Source organism: Vagococcus changpingensis (assembly GCF_058211775.1).
Genome location: NZ_JBYVZB010000002.1, coordinates 39692 through 58211, shown reverse-complemented (window position 1 = coordinate 58211; position 18520 = coordinate 39692). Strand labels below are relative to the sequence as shown.

21 protein-coding genes and 1 pseudogene are annotated in these 18520 nt (G+C 32.9%); 18 read left to right on the top strand and 4 right to left on the bottom strand.

Going from position 1 to position 18520, the window contains the following annotated elements; translation table 11 throughout:
- Positions 1-48 precede the first annotated feature (48 nt).
- The 3 genes from purR to AC37UB_RS04615 all read left to right on the top strand — a co-directional run bounded on the left by purR (position 49) and on the right by AC37UB_RS04615 (position 3400).
- Positions 49-882 (top strand): pur operon repressor, encoded by an 834-nt coding sequence (gene purR, locus AC37UB_RS04625; protein ID WP_241699253.1) that lies wholly within the window; start codon positions 49-51, stop codon positions 880-882.
- An 81-nt stretch (positions 883-963) separates the two neighbouring features.
- Entirely contained in the window at positions 964-2337 is a 1374-nt protein-coding gene (gene glmU / locus AC37UB_RS04620) for a bifunctional UDP-N-acetylglucosamine diphosphorylase/glucosamine-1-phosphate N-acetyltransferase GlmU (RefSeq protein WP_117972416.1), read from the top strand.
- A gap of 91 nt (positions 2338-2428) precedes the next feature.
- Positions 2429-3400, top strand: coding sequence for a ribose-phosphate diphosphokinase (locus AC37UB_RS04615; protein ID WP_117972415.1), 972 nt, complete (start codon positions 2429-2431; stop codon positions 3398-3400).
- Between the two features lie 31 nt (positions 3401-3431).
- Here AC37UB_RS04615 and mscL read toward each other — a convergent pair whose 3' ends face one another.
- Positions 3432-3890, bottom strand: coding sequence for a large conductance mechanosensitive channel protein MscL (gene mscL / locus AC37UB_RS04610; protein ID WP_241699252.1), 459 nt, complete (start codon positions 3888-3890; stop codon positions 3432-3434).
- Positions 3891-4157: 267 nt separating this feature from the next.
- Here mscL and yfmF point away from each other — a divergent pair, with 267 nt between their 5' ends.
- The 6 genes from yfmF (at position 4158) to AC37UB_RS04580 (ending at position 9639) form a co-directional block, all read left to right on the top strand.
- Positions 4158-5420, top strand: a complete 1263-nt coding sequence (gene yfmF / locus AC37UB_RS04605) for an EF-P 5-aminopentanol modification-associated protein YfmF (RefSeq protein WP_241699251.1) — start codon at positions 4158-4160, stop codon at positions 5418-5420.
- Position 5421: 1 nt separating this feature from the next.
- Positions 5422-6717 carry an EF-P 5-aminopentanol modification-associated protein YfmH gene (gene yfmH, locus AC37UB_RS04600; protein ID WP_241699250.1) on the top strand — a complete coding sequence of 432 codons (1296 nt, stop codon included), beginning with the start codon at positions 5422-5424 and terminating at the stop codon, positions 6715-6717.
- Positions 6718-6724: 7 nt separating this feature from the next.
- A complete protein-coding gene (gene ymfI, locus AC37UB_RS04595; RefSeq protein WP_490685386.1) occupies positions 6725-7450 on the top strand; it encodes an elongation factor P 5-aminopentanone reductase in 726 nt (241 codons plus the stop codon).
- Between the two features lie 29 nt (positions 7451-7479).
- Positions 7480-8379 (top strand): helix-turn-helix domain-containing protein, encoded by a 900-nt coding sequence (locus AC37UB_RS04590; RefSeq protein ID WP_117972410.1) that lies wholly within the window; start codon positions 7480-7482, stop codon positions 8377-8379.
- A 19-nt stretch (positions 8380-8398) separates the two neighbouring features.
- Complete coding sequence (gene pgsA, locus AC37UB_RS04585; protein WP_117972409.1) at positions 8399-8974, top strand: CDP-diacylglycerol--glycerol-3-phosphate 3-phosphatidyltransferase; 576 nt, start codon at positions 8399-8401, stop codon at positions 8972-8974.
- Positions 8975-9102: 128 nt separating this feature from the next.
- The gene (locus AC37UB_RS04580) at positions 9103-9639 is read left to right on the top strand and encodes a DUF308 domain-containing protein (protein WP_117972408.1); all 537 of its coding nucleotides are present in this window, start codon (positions 9103-9105) and stop codon (positions 9637-9639) included.
- A 37-nt stretch (positions 9640-9676) separates the two neighbouring features.
- Here the strand turns inward: AC37UB_RS04580 and AC37UB_RS04575 are convergent, their stop codons facing one another.
- Complete coding sequence (locus AC37UB_RS04575; RefSeq protein ID WP_242094068.1) at positions 9677-10729, bottom strand: AI-2E family transporter; 1053 nt, start codon at positions 10727-10729, stop codon at positions 9677-9679.
- Between the two features lie 125 nt (positions 10730-10854).
- Here AC37UB_RS04575 and AC37UB_RS04570 point away from each other — a divergent pair.
- The 8 genes and pseudogenes from AC37UB_RS04570 to lrgB all read left to right on the top strand — a co-directional run.
- A pseudogene (locus AC37UB_RS04570) lies at positions 10855-10983 on the top strand (MerR family DNA-binding transcriptional regulator); the annotation flags it as partial.
- A complete protein-coding gene (locus AC37UB_RS04565; RefSeq protein ID WP_242094064.1) occupies positions 10958-11143 on the top strand; it encodes a hypothetical protein in 186 nt (61 codons plus the stop codon). The pseudogene AC37UB_RS04570 and the gene AC37UB_RS04565, both read left to right, overlap by 26 nt.
- Positions 11144-11246: 103 nt before the next feature.
- Positions 11247-11405, top strand: a complete 159-nt coding sequence (locus AC37UB_RS04560) for a TipAS antibiotic-recognition domain-containing protein (protein WP_490685478.1) — start codon at positions 11247-11249, stop codon at positions 11403-11405.
- An 82-nt stretch (positions 11406-11487) separates the two neighbouring features.
- On the top strand, positions 11488-12045 hold the full coding sequence (gene lepB, locus AC37UB_RS04555) for a signal peptidase I (RefSeq protein ID WP_241699247.1): 558 nt from the start codon (positions 11488-11490) through the stop codon (positions 12043-12045).
- Between the two features lie 118 nt (positions 12046-12163).
- The gene (locus AC37UB_RS04550; protein WP_241699246.1) at positions 12164-13933 is read left to right on the top strand and encodes a sensor histidine kinase; all 1770 of its coding nucleotides are present in this window, start codon (positions 12164-12166) and stop codon (positions 13931-13933) included.
- 14 nt (positions 13934-13947) lie between these two features.
- Positions 13948-14676: a LytR/AlgR family response regulator transcription factor gene (locus AC37UB_RS04545; protein WP_241699245.1), complete on the top strand. Its 729-nt coding sequence runs from the start codon at positions 13948-13950 to the stop codon at positions 14674-14676.
- A gap of 153 nt (positions 14677-14829) precedes the next feature.
- A complete protein-coding gene (lrgA, locus tag AC37UB_RS04540) occupies positions 14830-15258 on the top strand; it encodes an antiholin-like murein hydrolase modulator LrgA (RefSeq protein ID WP_117972401.1) in 429 nt (142 codons plus the stop codon).
- Complete coding sequence (gene lrgB, locus AC37UB_RS04535) at positions 15258-15944, top strand: antiholin-like protein LrgB (RefSeq protein WP_117972400.1); 687 nt, start codon at positions 15258-15260, stop codon at positions 15942-15944. Before lrgA ends, lrgB begins: the two co-directional genes overlap by 1 nt.
- Positions 15945-15999: 55 nt before the next feature.
- Here lrgB and AC37UB_RS04530 read toward each other — a convergent pair whose 3' ends face one another.
- Entirely contained in the window at positions 16000-16980 is a 981-nt protein-coding gene (locus AC37UB_RS04530; protein ID WP_117972399.1) for a polyprenyl synthetase family protein, read from the bottom strand.
- A gap of 128 nt (positions 16981-17108) precedes the next feature.
- Between AC37UB_RS04530 and AC37UB_RS04525 the strand changes: the two genes are divergently transcribed.
- Positions 17109-18011 carry a prenyltransferase gene (locus AC37UB_RS04525; RefSeq protein WP_241699244.1) on the top strand — a complete coding sequence of 301 codons (903 nt, stop codon included), beginning with the start codon at positions 17109-17111 and terminating at the stop codon, positions 18009-18011.
- Positions 18012-18401: 390 nt separating this feature from the next.
- Here AC37UB_RS04525 and AC37UB_RS04520 read toward each other — a convergent pair whose 3' ends face one another.
- Positions 18402-18518: a putative metal homeostasis protein gene (locus AC37UB_RS04520; protein WP_117972397.1), complete on the bottom strand. Its 117-nt coding sequence runs from the start codon at positions 18516-18518 to the stop codon at positions 18402-18404.
- Positions 18519-18520 lie beyond the last annotated feature (2 nt).

The window sequence follows — 18520 nt, the reverse complement described above, 5'->3', positions numbered from 1 at the left end:
CTATAATAGTTTATATTACTTAAATTTAACTTTAAAAGGAGTATCTTAATGAAAATAAAACGAAGTGAACGATTGATTGATATGACTGCTTATATCTTAAATCATCCCCATACATTGACTCCTCTGACTTATTTTGTTAAAAAATACGAATCAGCGAAATCTTCAATTAGTGAGGATTTAACGATTATTAAAAAAACGTTTAAAGAACGTGGTTTTGGTATACTTGAAACCGTTGCTGGAGCAGCTGGTGGCGTTATCTTTACACCGTCTATCCCGTTTAGTGAGTCAAAATCGATGATTGATTCTTTATGTGAACGATTATCTGAACAAGATCGCTTACTTCCTGGTGGGTATGTTTACTTGTCAGATTTGTTAGGGGAACCTCAACTGCTAAAACAAATTGGGCAAATTATTTCAACACAATATGCTAATAAAAATATTGATGCCGTTATGACGGTAGCCACAAAAGGTGTCCCTATTGCGCAAGCTGTATCATACTACTTAAACGTACCATTTGTCATCGTTCGACGTGATTCAAAAATTACTGAAGGATCAACAGTTAGTGTCAATTATGTATCTGGATCGTCTGAGAGAATTGAAAAAATGGAGTTATCTAAACGTAGTTTGAAACGTGGCTCTCGAGTATTAGTTGTGGATGATTTCATGAAAGGTGGCGGAACTGTTAATGGTATGAAGTCTTTGATTGAAGAATTTGAAGCAGAACTTGTTGGTATTACTGTTTTTGCAGAATCTACTTTTAGTGGTCGTCGTATGGTAGAAGATTATACCTCACTTATTTGTGTAAAAGAAGTTGACACAAAAACTAAAAACATCACAGTTGTACCTGGAAATTACTTTTCAATTATGGAAAAAAAGGACTAGATAAAATTAAGGGCTTGAATATCAAGCTCTTTTTTTGTTAGAATAAAGTGTTTAAAACTACACTTAAGGAGTGTCAATAACGTGAAAAATAGATATGCTATTATTTTAGCAGCAGGAAAAGGCTCTCGTATGAAGTCATCATTATATAAAGTATTACATCCTGTTGCTGGAAAACCCATGGTTGAACACGTATTCGAACAAATTGAACCATTAAATACAACAGATATTGTAACAGTTGTAGGCTATGGTGCTGAAAAAGTCCAAGAGCAATTAGGTGAGCGCTCAAAATATGCCTTACAAACAGAACAGTTAGGAACAGGTCATGCCGTTTTGGCAACAGCTGATTTATTGAAAGATAAAGAAGGGACTACCTTGGTAATTTGTGGTGATACTCCTCTACTAACAAAGGAAACATTAACAAAATTAGTCAATCATCATGAACAACTAAACGCAAAAGCAACAATCCTCTCTGCAGTTGCAGAAGACGCGACTGGATATGGGCGTATCATTCGAAATGACGAAAATTTAGTCGAGAAAATTGTTGAACAAAAAGACGCTTCAGAATCAGAACTCGCTATAAAAGAATTTAATACGGGTACTTACTGTTTTGATAACCAATTTTTATTTAATGCTTTAACAAAAGTTGGAAATGATAATGCTCAAGGAGAATATTATCTACCTGATGTCATTAGTATTTTAAAACAACAAGGTGAAGTCGTGACTGCCTACACGATGGGATCTGAAGAAGAGTCTATGGGTGTCAATGATCGTGTTGCCTTAGCTAAAGCAAACCAATTAATGAAAAAGCGAATTAATGAACAGCATATGAGACAAGGCGTGTCATTTATTGATCCGGACAATACATACATTGAATCAGATGTGGTTATTGGTGCAGATACTGTTATTGAACCTGGTGTCATGATCAAAGGTAACACTATTATTGGTAACAATTGTGTCATTCGTTCACATTCAACCATCATTGATAGTGTCATAGGTAACCATGTAGAAATTAAATCTTCAACCATTCAACAATCTAATATTGGTGATTATTCTGATGTAGGTCCATATGCCCACCTAAGACCTCATACTGACTTAAAAGAACATGTCCACATTGGAAATTTTGTTGAAATAAAAAATGCTTCCATTGATAATGGATCAAAGGTTGGTCATCTAACTTATGTGGGTGATGCCACCTTAGGAAAAGATATTAATATTGGTTGTGGAACGGTCTTTGCTAATTATGATGGTAAAAATAAACATCATATTACAGTTGGAAATCACGTTTTCATCGGTAGTGGGACTATTTTAGTTGCCCCACTAACTGTTGAGGACAATAGTATGACAGCGGCTGGTTCTACTATTACTAAAGATATCAGTAAAAATGACTTAGGAATTGCTCGTTCTCGCCAAGAAAATTTGAAGAATTATGCTAAAAAATTACCATATAATAAATAATTATTAATCAAACACTTGATTTATTAGTAGAAAATGTCTACTATTTGTATGTAAGTGTATACTCAGTTAAAACAAGAAAGTGGAGGTCCTCATGTCTAATCATTACTTTGATCCAAAGTTAAAAATCTTTTCGTTAAATTCAAACAAACCGTTAGCACAAAAAATTGCAGATGCAGTTGGTGTGGAACTTGGTAAGTCTGAAGTAAGAAAGTTTAGTGATGGTGAAATTCAAATCAATATCGAGCAAAGTATCCGCGGTAGTCACGTATACTTAATCCAATCTACAAGTAACCCAGTAAATGACCATTTAATGGAATTACTTATTATGATTGATGCTCTTAAACGTGCTAGTGCACAAACTATTAATATCGTTATGCCTTATTACGGCTATGCAAGACAAGATAGAAAAGCACGCTCTCGCGAGCCAATTACATCTAAACTTGTTGCGGATATGCTTGAAACAGCTGGAGCAACTCGTTTATTAACACTAGACTTACATGCTGCTCAAATTCAAGGATTTTTCGACATTCCGGTGGATCATTTAATGGCTGCTCCTTTACTTGCAAACTACTTCATCGATCATGGTTATGAAGGTGATGATGTCGTTGTTGTATCACCTGATCATGGTGGTGTCACACGTGCTCGTAAATTAGCAGAACATTTAAAATCACCAATTGCGATTATTGACAAACGTCGTCCAAAAGCTAACGTTGCTGAAGTAATGAATATCATTGGTGAAGTTAACGGTAAAAAGTGTGTTATTATCGATGACATGATTGACACAGCTGGAACAATCACTTTAGCTGCTGAGGCTCTTAAAGAAAAAGGTGCTACAGAAGTTGTTGCTTGTTGTACACACCCTGTTTTATCAGGACCAGCAATTGATCGCATAAATAACTCTTCAATTGAAAAATTGATTATTACTGACTCTATCCTTTTACCAGAAGAGAAAAAATCTGATAAAATCGAAACAGTTAGCGTTAGTGAATTGATGGGTGATGCTATTAAACGTATCCATGAGAACAAACCGGTTAGCCCATTATTTGAAAAAAAACGTAAATAGAAAACCATGAGGAGTTTAAACTCCTCATGGTTTATTTTTTACCTTCAGTTTTCTCATCTTTTGTATCAGTTGCTACTTGGCTTGCTAATAACTGGCGAATATCTTTTAAAACATCCTCAGTTGTTTCGGCTTGTTCTTCTTCTTTTTGTTCTTCCTCTTCTCCTGGTTTACTCATTAGAGTCTCTGCTTTATTAACAGATTTAACAATAATAAACAAAACAAAAGCTGTAATCAAAAATGTAATAATTGCTGAGATAAGTTTACCATAGTCAAACGTTACACCATTAACTATAAATGTCAAACCTTTTGTTGCATCTTCTACTGTTTCTGCACCTGGAAATAAAAAACTGATAATTAAACCAATAATCGGTGTAATCATTCCATCAACTAATGCATTAACAACACTTGTGAAGGCCCCACCAATAATAATACCTACCGCCATATCTATCACACTTCCACGTGCAATAAATTCCTTAAATTCTTTTACCATCTATACCCCTCCAATCAATTTCATATTATATCAAATTTTTTTCAAGAAATCATTTATTATAAATTGACATGTAATACTGTTGTAATATATGATAATATATTGTAATCATGCATATCTATTGTTAGCATTACAATTTTGTTAAATTTTAATCAAAAATATAAAATTCAATGTGTTTTCCTATCTTACCATGCTTATTTTTGGTAATCTAGGGATGTGTATCGTCATGTTAGAAACACACTATTTGACGGTAATTAAAGGAGTTTTTTTATGACAATTAAATTAAATAACCAGGTAAATTTACATATTATTCCTACCAATAAATATAAAACTGTTCGTATTGTCGTTCGTTTCGCTACACCTCTTGATGCGATAACAAGTAGTAAACGTTCTTTACTTGCCAGCTTAATGGAAACAAATAGTTTAAACTTTCCTGATCAAGTAGCACTTAGTAAAAAATTAGCTGAATTATACGGTGCAGGGTTTTATGTTAGTGTGAATCGTACAGGGAATCAACATTATTTAAGCATTGGTTTGAATGTGATAAATGATAACATCGCACCAAATGGCGTGTCTATTTTAGAAGATTCTGTTGAATTTTTAAAGGAAATTATTTTTAATCCAAATATTAAAAATAATGCCTTTGATACTGAAACCTTTGCTCGTGAAAAAGAAAACTTAATAGTTGATATTGAATCAATTTTTGATGATAAGCAAACTTATGCTGCCATGTCTTTACAAAATCTTTTCTTTTCTGATAATAAAAATCAAAAAACACCAAGTTTTGGAGACATTGAACAAATCAAACAAGAAACACCTGAATCTATTGCTGAATATTATACTGACATGATTGCTCATGACAAAATCGATATTCTAGTAAGTGGCAATGTTGAAGAAGGCTATGTCGAACGTTGTTTTAAAAATTTTGGATTTGTAGATAGAGAAGAAATGAAAACCGATTTGTTTTATAAGCAACCTTTTAAAAATATTATCCAACAAAAAAGTGAAGTATTACCAGTTGTTCAATCTAAATTAAATATTGGCTATCACTGTGATGTTTATTATCATGATGACATGTATTTTCCATTAATGGTTTTTAACGGATTATTTGGTGGATTTCCACATTCTAAATTGTTCTTAAATGTTCGTGAAAAACATAGTCTCGCTTACTATGCAAGTAGTTCAATTGACCCTTTCCGTGGATTTATTAGTGTCCAAACTGGGATTGATAGTTCAAACCGTGAACGTGTTTTACGTTTGGTTAATGAGCAATTAAAAGACATGACTGCTGGTGAGTTTTCAGATGAATTACTTGAGCAAACAAAAAAAATGTTAATCAATCAATACTTACTATCATCTGATAATCAACGTGCTGTTGTAGAACAACACTATCTGTTCTCAAATGTTCCTTACGCAGATTTATCTCAAGAGGAATGGATGAAGAAAATGAACGCTGTTACAAAAGAAGATGTACAAGATGTAGCAACAGGAATTAATCTACAAGCAGTTTACTTCATGGAAGGAGGAAAATAACATGGAAAAAAACTATTATCCTTCTATTAATGAAACACTTTATACTGAAGTTTTACCAAATGGTTTAGAAGTGATGTTATTACCAAAAGAAGATTTCCATAAAACATATGGATTATTTACAACAAACTATGGCTCAATTGACAGTGAATTTGTGCCCATTGGACAAAAAGAATTCATAACTGTCCCCGATGGCATTGCTCATTTTTTGGAGCATAAATTATTTGAAAAAGAGGACGAAGATGTTTTCCAAAAGTTTGGACGACAAGGGGCTGCGTCAAACGCTTTTACAAGTTTTACTCGCACAAGCTACCTATTCTCAAGTACTGATAATGTGATGCAAAATATCGAAACATTAATCGATTTTGTTCAAAGTCCTTACTTTACAGAAGAATCGGTTCAAAAGGAAAAAGGGATTATTGGTCAAGAAATCCAAATGTATCAAGATGACCCAAATTGGCGATTATTTTTTGGTATTTTAAATAATATGTATCCAAAACATCCCTTACATATCGATATCGCAGGAACCATTGAAAGTATTGAACCAATCACTGCTGAAGATTTATATTTATGTTACAACACTTTCTATCATCCAAGTAATATGAACCTCTTTATTGTTGGTAAAATGAATCCTGAAGAAATGATGACTTTTATTAAAGAAAATCAAGCTGCAAAAGAATTTCCAAAAGCAGCCGAAATTAAACGTCATTTTCCAAAAGAAACAGCGGATGATATTGTCAAAGAAGATAGTATCACCCTATCTGTTAATCGACCTAAGGCTGTTGTTGGCTTAAAGGGACTGGACACACCACCTGTTGATGGATTTGAACGATTGAAATACCAAACAACCATTCAACTATTATTACAATTACTATTTGGTATGAGTTCTGAAAACTATTTAGCAATGTACAATAGTGGTTTAATTGATGATAGCTTTTCTTTCGAATTTTCGTTCGATCGTAGTTTCCATTTTGCCGATTTCAGCTCGGATACTGATGAACCTGAACGGTTTGCAAATCAAATTATCAATTATTTATTAAAATCTGAGGGCAGTTCTGAATTAACAAAACAAAATTTAGATTTGGCTAAGAAAAAAATGATTGGAAAGCATCTAAAATCTTTAGATTCCCTTGAATATATTGCCAATCAATTTAGCGGGATGAAATACGGTGATACAACATTATTTGATTTAGTGACTGTCATTAATAGTATTGAATTAAGTGATATTAAAGCCGTCCATCAGTCCTTTATCAGGCCAGAAGCATTAAGTCGTTTCTTCATTTATCCCGAAGAAAGGTAATAAAATAATGAACTATGTTTTAGTAACTGGTGCAAGTGGTGACATTGGTGAAGCGTGTGTAAAGCAGTTAGCAAAGAAAGGATATTCAGTCTATTGCCATTACTTTCGCAATGAACAAAAAATTAAGTCTTTATTATCTGATTTAATTTTAAAGTATCCAAAACAGGATTTCTTTGCTCTTCAAGCTGACCTAAGTTCTCCAAAATCTGTGGAGCAGCTAACAAAAGATATGTTTCAATTGCATGCTATCATTTTTGCTCATGGAGATACGGTATACAAATTACTTTCTGATACAACGCCTGATGAGATGACACATTTATGGCATACTCATGTTTATAATCCCATCAGGTTATGCCAATTATGCCAGCCAAAATTAACGCAACACTCCCATAGTCAAATTGTTTTTATCAGTTCAGTCTATGGTCTAATTGGCAGTTCCATGGAAGTTATGTATAGTACAGTTAAAGGAGCTCAAATTGCTTTTGTTAAATCTTATGCAAAAGAAGTCGCCTCGATGAACCTAACAATCAATGCAATTGCTCCAGGAGCTGTTGATACAAGCATGAATACGTTGTGGTCTAAAGAAGAAAAACAATCATTACTCTTAGATATACCACTTAATCGTTTGGCACAGCCAAAAGAAGTTGCCTCACTTGTTTCCTACTTACTTAGTGAAGACGCATCTTATATTACAGGTTCAACCATCCCGCTAACTGGTGGGTGGTCCGTTTAATAAAATGAGAAAGAAAGGTGTAAGCTCCCGTGGATACAATCGGTGAACAATTAAAACAGGCCCGTTTAGAAAAAGGGCTAACAATGGAAGATTTACAAAAAATCACCAAAATTCAGCGTCGCTACTTATCTGCTATTGAAGTAAATGACTTTGACGCAATGCCTAGTGATTACTATACGAAAACATTTATTAGACAATATGCTGAAGCTGTTGGTCTAAATGCCCGTCCCCTAATTCGCCGATTTGAAGGAAAGCCCGATGAGACACAAGAGGAACTACCTCAAACTAAGCCAATCAGGGGGTCTCGTAAAGAAAAACATCGTAAGAAAAAGAAAAGACAACCAACCTTTAAAGATTACTTACCAGTAACTCTTCTTTCTCTAGTTGTTATTGCAATTATTGGAACCATTATCTATGCCATGCGTTTAGATATTGCTAGTGGACCTTTAGTACCAAAACCTGAAAAGGCAGTAGTCATTGGAAGTGATTCAAAAGAGAATAAGGAAGAAAGTACCTCCCAGTCTAGTCCTACTGACATGACTGAAAAAACAAAAGATTCTTCTAAGAAGAAAAAAAATGATAGTAAATTTAATATTACCTCTGATTCCATTGATTTAGTAACTTACTCTGGTAGTAATGTTTCAAAACCTATTAAACTTGATTTCACTGCCTTAGAAGGCCCTGTTTGGATTGGTCTACAACAAAGCGGAACAAGTGCTATTTATTATCAATACACATTACAAGCAGGTGAAGAGATTAGCTCCATTGTTCCAGAAGATGCAACGGGGATTGATATTATTGTTGGAGCATCTAATAATCTATCTATTAAAGTTAACGATCAAGAATTAGCTTTCAATAAATCTAATCCAACAACTGGGAAAAAAATTATCACGATTAATTTTGATACTACTACTAAAGAAAATGAATAAAAAGGAAGGTTGTTTATAAATGAATTTACCAAATAAGTTGACAGTGATTAGAATATGTATGATTCCCTTATTTATCATTGTCGCTTTAGTCCCTAACTGGGGAATGATTGATGTATTAGGTAGTCCACTGTTGATTTCTCAATTAGTTGCTGCTATTATTTTTGCCGTAGCAAGTATTACAGATTGGTTAGATGGTAAAATTGCCAGAAAACATAATCTGGTAACCAATTTTGGGAAATTTGCTGATCCACTAGCGGATAAAATGTTAGTTATGACAGCTTTTATCATATTGGTTGGGCAAGGTCTTGCTCCATCTTGGGTTGTCGCTATTATTGTCTGTCGTGAATTAGCTGTTACAGGTTTACGCTTATTATTAGTGGAGGATGGCGAGGTTATGGCTGCCGCATGGCCAGGCAAAGTAAAAACTGCTACTCAAATGGTTGCTATTATTTTATTACTATTGGGTAATGTTCCATTTAGTGCAATTAATTTGCCACTTGATCAGATTTTCTTATATATCTGCCTAGCTGCTACTATTTACTCTGGTATTGATTATTTCGTAAAAAATAAACACGTTTTTAAAGATTCTATGTAACAAACTGTGTTACTTCTGATAATGGCTTATACGAAGTAGCACAGTTTTATCTTTTTATTGGTTATTTTTTTGATAGACACGTATAATAACATTAGCATTAAGTCAATTTAAACAAGGAGTGATTTTCTATGTCTTCTCTATTTCGTTCAATCCAACGTCATGCATTCTCTCGTGGGATTCTTTATTTACTGATAGGTATCTTAATCTTTTTAAAACCAAAACAACTATTTGATGCGGGTGTCTATCTAATCGTTGGTTATAATGTGTTACTTGGGGTAATTAATTTAGTTGGCTATTTGAAGAACAAGCAAAACGGTCAAGTTTCTATGAGTATATTTTATTTTATAGCCGCGCTTATTATCTGGCTATTCGCCCAACCAATAGTTAGTATCCTTCCTATCTTTTTAGGTATTTTAATTATTATTGGTGGTGCTACACGTATTTCTCGTGCATTAAACTTAAGACAATATGTTAACATCAGTTACGTTCCTATGTTAGTCTATGGTATTGCTCTTCTTATAGCAGGTATATTTATTTTATTTAATCCATTTGGTAGTTTAATTGTATTATTCCAATTTTTTGGTATTGTATTAACATTATCAGGTATCTCAGAATTAGTTACTGCAATTAAATTACGGAATTATAAAAATCCTGATATCTTTTAAATAAAAAAGTTGTTTTCTTTAGAAGAAAACAACTTTTTTATTTAGATGAATTTATTTGTGGAAGAACTGGTGGTTTTTTATGCTCTACTTTAACATCTAATAAATCAAGTAAAAAAACAAAGGCTGGTACTCCTATAACTAATCCCCATACACCAAAAAATTTCTCTGAAAACATTAAAATTACAAACACATAAAAAATAGGTAAATCTGTTTTACTACTCATTAATTTAGGATTTAATAAGTAAGATTCAACCGCGTGAATAATCATAATCATAATCAAAATGTAAATAACATCTTGAACACCACCCACTGTATAGGCAATTAACGATAACGGAATACAAGAAATAATGACCCCAGCTACCGGTATCAAACTTAATATGAATATCATTAATGCTAAGCTTAATAATTGATCTTGTGGGAATTTCATAAAAATTAATCCGATAATAGTCAATATAGTATTTACTATCGCGATAATAAACTGTGCCTCTATCACTACCCCAAAAGTATTAACAAATTTTTTCCCTAAATAAGCAACATCTTGACTAAATAATCCTATCTTACTTTTAAAAAATGCTTGACCAAACTCGGTTACCCAATCTTTTTCTATAATAAAGAAGAAACTTAAAATCAATGACATCACAAACGTAATTCCCATAGAACCAATATTCGTAATTGTAGTAAATACAACTTTAGCTCCTGTTGTTAATTGTTGTTTGATTTCATTAAACCCGACATTTTGAGCAATCCATTCATATAATTTATTATTGGTATCTGCTTTTTGATAAAAATTAAAGACTTCTTCTATCATCTGTATCGTTTGATTGAACAGTTTTGGAACATATACTGTTATTGAAAAGTATAAAAAAATGATCATTAACAAATACATCGCAATAGCAACTAATTTTTTAGGAAGTTTTGTTACATGATGAATACCATCTACTCCCCGAATGATTAAATACGTTAAGATAAAGGTTAATAAAATTAAACTAAGGATATTACGTATCAAATATAATCCCGAACAAATAATTAGCAAAACCAGCGTTCGTCGAACACTGTCATTCGCTTTCATACGTCGCCATAAGTCGACCATATTCTCACCCCATTGAACATTATATAACTTATTCTACGATAAAAACGAAGGAAAAGATAGTCTTTCACTTGTTAACTTTGACGCAATATCAAGCCATATACTACTTATTGAAAGGAGGAAATACAGTGTATTTGATAACTGAATTAGCTAAATTATCCGGTGTCACAACAAGAACATTACGCTACTATGACAGGATTGATTTATTAAAACCTACTAGTATAGGAGAGAATGGATACCGTTTTTACGATGACAAATGAAGAAAAATTTACTGCATTTAAACAACAACTAATACAAAACAACAACGACATATATAGTGAGGAATTACAGCAAAAATATGTTGAAGAAACCATTAAACAATATAATGATAACTGGATGAATTTATCTGAGGAAGATTATGTCAAACTAAAAAAATAGAAGAAACGCTTTTTATTCAATTAAATGACTTAGAAACACAATCCATTACTGATGTTACTCACCCATTAGCAACGGATGCTGTTTTATAACATAAAGAAGGGTTATCACTGTTAGCTCTATCTACTCTCATAACTATCATAGACAAATGCTTGATATGTATCTAGCAGATGACCGTTTCACTCAATATTATACTAAACATACTTCAAAAAATAGCTTAATATTCTTAAAAGAAATTGTTTATTACTACACATTAATTAAATGACTTTCTGTTTAAACTGTCGTATAATAATCCTTGTTAGTTATCTATTTTGCGAAATAGGAACTAAATAAATAGGAGGTTTATTATGACTAAATCAACATGGATTAAGGATTTAATCTGGTATGTTTTCTTAATTATCGCACTTGTATTACTACGTGTCTTTGTATTTACTCCCGTAACAGTTAGTGGAGAATCAATGATGCCAACGTTAGTCGACGGCGAAAGGAATATTGCTTTAAAAATGGGTGACACAAAACGATTTGACATTGTCTCTTTAGTGGCACCAGACGACCCATCAAAAAATTACGTCAAACGTGTTATCGGAATGCCTGGTGATACTATTGAGTACAAAGATGATGTATTATATATCAATGGAAAAAGAGTAGATGAACCTTATCTAGATGAGAAAAAAGCTGAATTGAAGCAAACAGCCCCTGATGAAAATTTAACCTATGATTTTACATTAAAATCATTAACTGGAAAAGATACTGTTCCAGAAAATACTTACTTTGTTATGGGAGATAACCGACAAAATTCAAAAGATAGTCGTTTCCCTGAGGTTGGATTCATTCCAAAAGAAAATATTATCGGTAAATCAAAAATTGCCTTTTGGCCACCTAGTAAATGGGGTATGGTTAAATAATTTAAAAAACGTATTGAAAGAGGATTTCTCGGTCAATGCGTTTTTTTGTGCTATGTTTTCTCTTTTTAAAAATTTTTTATGCTACACTATGATTAAATTACTAAGGAGTTTTAATATTATGATAGAGCTATTTATCCTAATGATGGAGCGTGTGGGTTTAATTATTCTACTTGCTTTTTTATTAGTAAACGTCCCCTACTTTAAAAAAATACTATTAAGCCGGGATAAGTATCAATCAAAGTTACAGCTTGCAATCATTTTTAGTTTATTTGCCATTATTTCAAATTTTACTGGAATCGAAATCAAAGACAATCAAATTGTTCCCAGTAGTATTTTAACGAATTTACACGATAATGTTTCCATAGCCAATACAAGAACATTGGCGATTGGTGTATCTGGTATTGTGGGTGGACCCTTTGTTGGGGGAATAGTCGGCTTGATTGCTGGAACACATCGATTCATCCAAGGAAGTCACTATAGTTTGTTTTATATCCCCTCTTCCCTTCTAGTTGGTTTTTTATCTGGTTGGCTTGGAAAAAAACTTACTAAAAAAGGACAATTTCCTACTGCGACTCAAGCTGCTTTTATTGGAGCTTTTATGGAAGTCGTTCAAATGTTATTTATTATGCTATTTAGTGGTGGAAATTTACAACAAGGGATAAACTTAGTAAGCTTTATTGCCTTTCCTATGATTATATTAAATAGTACGGGAACTTTTATATTCTTATCTATTTTAACCACTACCTTACAACAAGAAGAACAAGCCAAAGCCGTTCAAACACATGATGTATTAGAGTTGGCAGCTGCGACACTTCCTTACTTTAGAGAAGGTTTAAATGAACATTCAGCACAAGAAGTTGCAACTATTATTCAGCATTATACTAAGGTGAGTGCTATTAGCTTAACCGATACTCACCAAATACTTGCTCATTATGGTGCGGGCAGTGATCATCATATTCCTGAACTAGAAGTAATTACCGAATTATCAAAAGATGTATTAAAACATGGTAAACTCTCCATTGTTCATCATAAAGAACAGATTGGGTGTTCAAACCCAAATTGCCCTCTTAAAGCGGCAATTGTGATTCCTTTGTTTGTTCATAAAAAAATTGTCGGCACACTAAAAATGTATTTTACTGATGCTAGTCAACTTACTCATGTTGAAGAACAACTTGCTAAAGGTTTGGGGACTATTTTTTCTACACAAATCGAGTTAGGTGAAGCAGAAGTCCAATCCAAATTATTAAAAGAAGCAGAAATTAAATCCTTACAAGCACAAGTAAATCCACATTTTTTCTTTAATGCGATTAATACTATCTCTGCTTTAATGAGAAAAGATAGTGATAAGGCTAGAACGCTCTTGCTTCAGTTAAGCACTTATTTTAGAGGGAATTTGCAAGGCGCAAGACAAACACTCATCCCTTTGAAACAGGAATTAGCACAAGTAGATGCCTACCTATCACTAGAGCAAGCACGATTTCCAAATCGCTACACGGTTACTTTTGATGTTGATGATACCTTGATACACTACTTGGTTCCTCCATATGCCGTCCAAATTTTAGTAGAGAACACCATTAAACATGCCTTTGGGTCAAGAAAAGAAAATAATTACGCTCATGTTTCAATCTATAAAAAACAAGCAAAATTGATTATCAGTGTGAAAGATAATGGCTTAGGTATCCCTGATGAGAGATTAACCCATTTAGGAAAAGAATCCGTTATTTCAGAAAAAGGAACTGGTACAGCACTAGACAACCTTTCAAAACGGATGACTAATTTATTTGGTGAACAAGCTGAGTTTAATGTAAAGAATAATATAGATAGTGGTGCAATGTTTACTTTAACTATGCCACTAATTGAAACAAATAATTCAACCACTTTAAGTTAAAGGAATGATAATTTATGACACATGTCTTACTTGTTGATGATGAACCTCTTGCTCGCGAGGAACTCGCTTATTTAGTGACACAACATCCTAATATTTCATCCACTGCCGAAGCTGATTCTGTTGAAGAAGCAATGGAACAAATAATGGATAAAAAACCAGATATTATTTTTTTAGATATTCATTTGACTGATGAAAGTGGGTTTGATTTAGCTACTAAATTAAAAAAATTAAAGAAACCTCCTTATCTGATTTTCGCTACTGCCTATGATGACTATGCGTTAAAAGCGTTTAAAGTCAATGCCATGGATTATATTTTAAAACCATTTGATGAGACTATTGTCCATGAGGCGCTTGATAAAGCCATTTCTATCATTAAACCTTCTAACACCTCTCCAAAAAAGAAAACAGAGTCAATTGACGCTATTCCTATACAAGGTGAGGACCGTATTTTCTTAATTCATCCAAACGATATTTACCTAGTTTCTGTTGAAGACAAAGAACTCAGCGTCCATACAGAAAGTGAAACCTATCAAACTAGCGGTAGTTTAAGTAAAATCGAAACACGATTACCAACAGATATTTTTATCAAAACGCATCGAAGTTTTATGTTAAATACAACAAAAATACAAGAAATTCAGCCATGGTTTAACAATACATTACAAGTTACACTAGATAATGGATTAAAGGTGCCTGTCAGCCGATCATACGTCAAACCATTCAAAGAAATGATTGGCTTATCTTAAATAAAATCACTGCCATTTTGCTTCATGCATTTTAGGAGTGATTTTTTGTATTATACGCTTACATTTTTACGTTTCACGTCAAACACCACACAAATCAGCGTTTCTAACCTATACTCAATGTATCAAATGAATCAGTCAAAAGGAGTTTTTCAAATGGAAAAAAAAGTTTATTCATTCTTACACCAAGCCTTTATTTTTGCAGCCATTATGCTTATCTCTAAAGGAATTGCCTTTATCTTACCTATCCCTATGCCTGCATCTGTTATTGGGTTAATTCTTCTGTTTGTCGCATTAAGCACTAATGTTGTAAAACTAGAACAAGTTGAAGGTTTAGGAACGAGTTTAACTGGTATTATTTCTTTCCTATTTGTTCCTTCTGGTATCTCTTTATACAACTCATTAGATATTTTAAAAGTTTACGGTGTGCCAATTTTAGCAGTCATTTTTATTGCAACTTTTGTCATTCTTGCTATTACAGGTTGGAGTGCATCTTACCTATTAGAAGTTAAAGAAAAATCTGGCGCTAAAGAGAGAAAATTAGCCTTTCTTAAAAAACAACAATTAGAGGAGGTGCAAAGATAATGACCCCATATATCGGTATTGTTATTTCATTCGTTGCTTTTGGAATTGGAACATTCTTATTCAAAAAAACAAATGGCTTTTTCTTATTCACCCCATTATTTGTTGCCATGATTTTAGGTGTCATCATATTAAAAGCAACTGGTATCAACTACGAACAATATAATCAAGGTGGAACAGTCATCAGTTTCTTCTTAGAACCTGCAACCATTGCTTTTGCTATTCCTCTATACAAAAAAAGAGAGTTGTTACAAAAATATTGGGTGGAAATAGTGGCTGCGATTACAATAGGATCAGCTGTATCTGTCACAAGTATTGTTGCTGTTGGAAAATTAATTCGTATGCATCCACAAATGATGGTCTCTCTCCTACCACAAGCAGCAACAACAGCTATTGCCGTTCCAATTTCTGAATCAATGAATGGGATTGTGTCTTTAACCGCTTTTGCCGTTATCTTTAATGCCGTAATTATTTACGCCACTGGTAAGATGGCCTTAAAGTTCTTTCATATCAACAACCCTATTGCTAAAGGATTAGCTCTTGGATCTGCTGGACATGCACTAGGTGTGTCAGTTGGGATTGAACTAGGTGAAACAGAAGCAGCTATGGCTAGTATTTCTATGATTTTAGTGGGAGTCATTACTGTTATCGTGGTTCCTCTTTCCGCCAGTTTATTACAACTAACTTAATCAACTAAACAAACATCATCTAACTTTCTCCTACTTAAAAGTTAGATGATGTTTTTTAATTATTTCTATCTAAAAGTACTTCTGTTACATGATACAAAATATCTTTTTCTGCAATATCTGGTAATTTTTTTATGCTTGTTAGGGCTTTATTAGTGAATCGCTCTGCAATCATCTCAGCTTTTTCTATGCCTTTATATTTTTCGATTAGTTGCTGTACTTCTTTCATCTCTTGATTAGACAACTCTGTCTTTTTCTCTAGATAAGGTAAAAATGCTGCACGATTTTCATTCATTGCTAAAATAAGTGGCAGTGTATAATAACCATTTTTCATATCTTCAAAAACAGGTTTCTGCATGTCTTCTTCTGTCGATTTATAATCAAGAATATCATCCATAATCTGAAATGCCATTCCAATATTATATCCAATTCGTTTAGCCTGTAATTGAATTATCTTAGAAGCATGAGCATAATGCGCTCCTTCATAGCAAGAAAATTCAAATAACTGAGCCGTTTTACCTTTAATATGTTGGAAATATTGTTTCACTGTAATATCTGTATTATAGCGTAAATTCATTTGATCTAACTCTCCAACTAAAATACGTTTCATACTTTGGGCATTTAACGCGATAGTTTTTAAATCACTTGTCGCATTAGTCAATAAATGAAAATACACTGTAAATAAAAAATCTCCTGTATAAACAGCAATATCTTTACCATATAATGCCTGAACAGATGGCATTGAGCGACGAACCGGAGAATCGTCAATAATATCATCATGAATAAGCGTTGCAACATGGAGTATTTCTAATGAGGCTGCCATACGATAACGTTTTTTATCTGATTCTATTGTGCCAAATTTTGAAAACAATAAAAAATATGCTGGGCGTAATAATTTGCCACCAGCACCAAAAAATAATTGCAGTGTTGCAGTAATCTCTTTGTTTCTGATTTTTACTGATTTTTCCATGACACGCTTTGTTTCAATCAAATCTTTTTGGACAGCAGGATACATTTCCCACAATGGATGAACAATCATAGCGGCCTCCTATAAACTTATATAATGTACAATAAACAAGTAATCATAAAATGATAATCACTCATTTTTGAAAAATACCTACTCTAACAGTATAATAAACAGTGGATAAAATGTGAAGGAGTTTACGAATGAATTTTAAAGTATTTGCCGAATTAATCGAGCTGAAAGCAAAAGCAGCGAGTATTTTCCCTTTTATCATGGGATTTTTATATTCATGGTACCACTATCAACAAGTCAAACCAATGTATATGCTCTTATTTTTCATCTCAATGTTATTATTTAATATGGCTGTCGATATATTAGATAACTACATGGACTATCATAATGCGACTGATGTGCACGACTATAAAGAAGAAACCAATATTATCGGGCGAGAAAATTTATCACTCACTCTTGTAAGAAATATGATGATTGGGTTGATTGTCTCTTCTGCTATTATTGGTGTATATCTTGCGTCTCAAACAAGCTGGGTCATTTTATGGTTAGGAATGTTTAGTTATTTCATTGGGATTACCTATTCAGCTGGACCAAAACCACTTTCTAGCCTTCCGGTTGGTGAAGTGACTTCTGGTGTGACAATGGGGATTGTGATTCCTTTAATCTGTGTTTACTTGAACGTATTTGATATTTTACCATTTGATGGTCAGTTTATCATTCAAGTAGCGATTTTATCACTACCAACTGCTCTAGCCATTTCAAATCTTATGTTAGCTAATAATACATGCGATGTGGAAGAAGACGTTTTAAACAACAGACACACACTTGTATACTATATCGGAAAAAAACGAGCTGTGTCACTATTTAAATTACTCGTGATTTTATCATTTGTATTTGCCACGCTTGGTGTGGTGTTAAATATCGTTCCCATCACGTTACTTGGTATTTGGTTAATTTTTCCGAAGATTTGGAAAAATACTATGATTTATTCGAAAGAACAAATCAAAACAAAAACATTTCCATTAGCCATTAAAAATTTAGGTATGATAGCCATCACACAAGTAGTTTTATTCTTTGTCGGTTTATGGGTTTAAAACTTCTTAGCTAACTAAACAAAAAACACCTACAGAAAAGGGAATAACTGTAGGTGTTTTTATAGTCTATACTTCAATTAGGAGGAAGATAGATTAATTGATAAGCATACAATTAATAGCGGCAACTTTAATTGTGTAACTCTTATCTATGAACCTAGTATAATACGGTGATAAAAAAATAAAATACCACAAATCGGCTATCAATAAACCAATTTGCGACATTTTTTATTTACTTCATTATATGAACGTTATGGTATTTGTTATAACCAAATATCATATGCTTCCTCCTATTTATTGATAATATTTTTTATATTCTACCATAAATAAGAAAATTGAGATTCATTATCAATTAAAAAATAAAAACGCCTTGATTAAATCAAGGCATTTTGACTATTTTCCACGTTTATTTCTTTTGGCTTCTTTAATAATTTTTAGTGCACGTTTTTTTGTTTTAATATTAGGACTACTTAAACGTCTATAGGCACTCGACACATCTGTTTTTTCCATTG